General features: G+C 61.1%; 3 protein-coding genes. 1 reads left to right on the top strand and 2 read right to left on the bottom strand.

The annotated features are described in order from the left end of the window. Positions 1–511: DEAD/DEAH box helicase (locus AWU74_RS05040; protein WP_162504849.1), on the bottom strand; the 511-nt coding region annotated here is incomplete at its 3' end. A gap of 186 nt (positions 512–697) precedes the next feature. Between AWU74_RS05040 and AWU74_RS05045 the strand changes: the two genes are divergently transcribed. Continuing rightward, entirely contained in the window at positions 698–1,384 is a 687-nt protein-coding gene (locus tag AWU74_RS05045; RefSeq protein WP_062328263.1) for a Bax inhibitor-1/YccA family protein, read from the top strand. 289 nt (positions 1,385–1,673) lie between these two features. Here AWU74_RS05045 and AWU74_RS05050 read toward each other — a convergent pair. After that, positions 1,674–2,329: PP-loop family protein (locus tag AWU74_RS05050; RefSeq protein ID WP_306701005.1), on the bottom strand; the 656-nt coding region annotated here is incomplete at its 5' end.

The raw sequence follows: 2,329 nt of genomic DNA on the forward strand, positions 1-2,329 counted from the left end.
TGATAAGCTCCCGCAAGCCGGGGTAAAAGCCAATCCCGACCAGGCGGTCGGCTGCGGCAATAACGAGGAACGCGACGTTGGACAAATCCAGCGTGCCGGATTCCTGCAAGTCTATGACACGACCCGGCGTTCCAGAGATGATATCGACGCGGTGCTTCAGCGTTTCGGTTTGGTCGGTGTAGCCGACGCCGCCGTAAAAACTGGCGCAAACAAGCTGTGTGCCGCTCGTCAGCACCTTCGCTTCCTGCTCAATCTGCACGGCAAGCTCTCGCGTCGGCGCCATGACGAGCGCTTTTTTTCCGGCGGCTTCCGCCTTCGTCAAAAGCTGCTGTATCACCGCGACCAGAAACGCCGCGGTTTTGCCGGTGCCGGTTTGCGACTGGACGTATGCGTCCGCGCCGGAAAGCGCGGTCTTCAGCACCTGTTCCTGAACCGGCGTGCAGTCGACGTATCCGGCTTGCTCAAGCCCTTTGAGCAAGTCCTGGTGCAGGTCAAATTCGGTAAACTTCATAGTGCCGATACTATATAGAATCCGCCTCAAAGAGTACAGGGTCATAGCCGAGATAACGCGGCGCGTCTGTCTGTCATGACGGCTCCGCGCCGCGAAACGAGCGCGCCCTCCGGCGAACGCCGCGCTTGACGGAACCGTTTCAAATGCGTACTATGCATCCATATTTCAAACGTGAAGGAGATACATATGAGCAACATAACGAAGCGGGCGGCGCCCCGTGCGGATACACAGCAGCGTTTTATAACCGGCGTATATGCGTGGATGACCGCGGCGCTGGCGGTAACCGGCGGTGCCGCGCTGTTCGCCGTTTCCAGCGCCGGGTTTATGCGGCTTTTGTCCGGCGGCATGTTGCCGCTGGGACTCTGCGTCGCGGAAATCGCGCTGGTGTGGTACCTTTCGGCGAACATCCGCACCCTGAGCGCGGCGCGCGCGACCGCCGTGTTCTTTATCTACGCGGCGCTCAACGGGCTGACGCTGTCGGTTATCTTTCTGGTCTATACGGCAAGCTCGATAGGCGTGGTGTTTTTCTACGCGGCGGCAATGTTCGGCGGCATGAGCGCCTACGGCGTCCTGACCAAGACCGATTTGACCAAAACCGGAAACATCCTTGGAATGGCGCTGTGGGGCGTCATTATCGCGTCCGTGGCGAACCTGCTGCTGCGCTCTTCGGGGCTATCGTGGCTCGTCAGCCTTGCGACGGTGGTGATTTTTACGGGGCTGACCGCTTATGACGCGCAGAAGCTCACCAGAGTCTCGGCGGCGGGCGACTCGGAAACCTACACGAAGCAGTCGATTTTCGGCGCGCTTCGCCTCTACCTTGATTTTATCAACCTGTTCCTCGCGCTCGTCCGCCTCTTCGGGAAGCGCCGCTAAGCGCGCCGCACTGAGCGTCAGGCACAAAAAGCAGGGTTTCCGCCCTGCTTTTTTATGCCCCGCGAGCGTCGGGACACGCCTTGTTACGCCGTTTCTATTCCCGGCAATCACTACCTCGTCTCTAGAGACAAGGCTCGCGCGCCTAAGAACCGGCAACTCGTTCCTAGAGACGAGTTCCGTATTACTAGGAACCGAGCTTTCGTTCCTAGAGACGAAGTTTTTGTTCCTAGAAACGAGCCGTCCGTTTCCAAGAACCGAACCTCCGTCTCTAAGAACGAGGCGCCTGTTTCTAGGAATACGGGCGGCGGGCGTTCCCCGCAAAGCCCGCGGGGAACGCACAGTTCGTTACCCGAATGCGCCCGTCGCCCCGTTCGATTTCCAGCGTTCCCGACGACACGCGGAACGGTCGGCGCGCCTCGCCGTCGCAGATTTCGGCGACGAGGCGGTAGGGAATCCGCCCCGCCGCGCCGAGGCGGGTGAACGCGCCGTACAGCAGTTCGCGCCTGACCGCGCGGGGCTGCATAAAAAAAGCCGTTTCCGTCATCTGCACCGCCCGCCCGCCGTCAGCGGGCGCTTCCGACCACGCGCCCGCACCCCTATCCGCGAGCGAGCGGACGGCTTCCAGATTGTCGAGCGTCTTTTCGCACCCCGCGAGAACCGCGCGCTGCCAGCCCGGAAATGTTCTGTCGAGCGCCGGCGCCAGCTCATGCCGGACGCGGTTTCGCGCATAGCGGGTTTCGCTGTTCGTGCGGTCAGTTCGGTATCCGACCGAAAGCGCGGCGAGGTACGATTCGATTTCGTTCCGGTTTATATCGAGCAGCGGGCGCACGAAGATTCCGCGCGCGCGGGGAATGCCTCCCGTTGAACCTTGCAGGAAGCGCAGCAGGAGCGTTTCGCACTGGTCGTTTTTCGTGTTCGCAAGGCACACCGCGCTCGCGCCGCTTT

The sequence above is a fragment of the Treponema endosymbiont of Eucomonympha sp. genome, from assembly GCF_001028545.1.

Coding starts and splice junctions, on each gene's coding strand:
- AWU74_RS05045 (WP_062328263.1), top strand. CDS start 698: ATGAGCAACATAACGAAGCGGGCGGCGCCCCGTGCGGATACACAGCAG.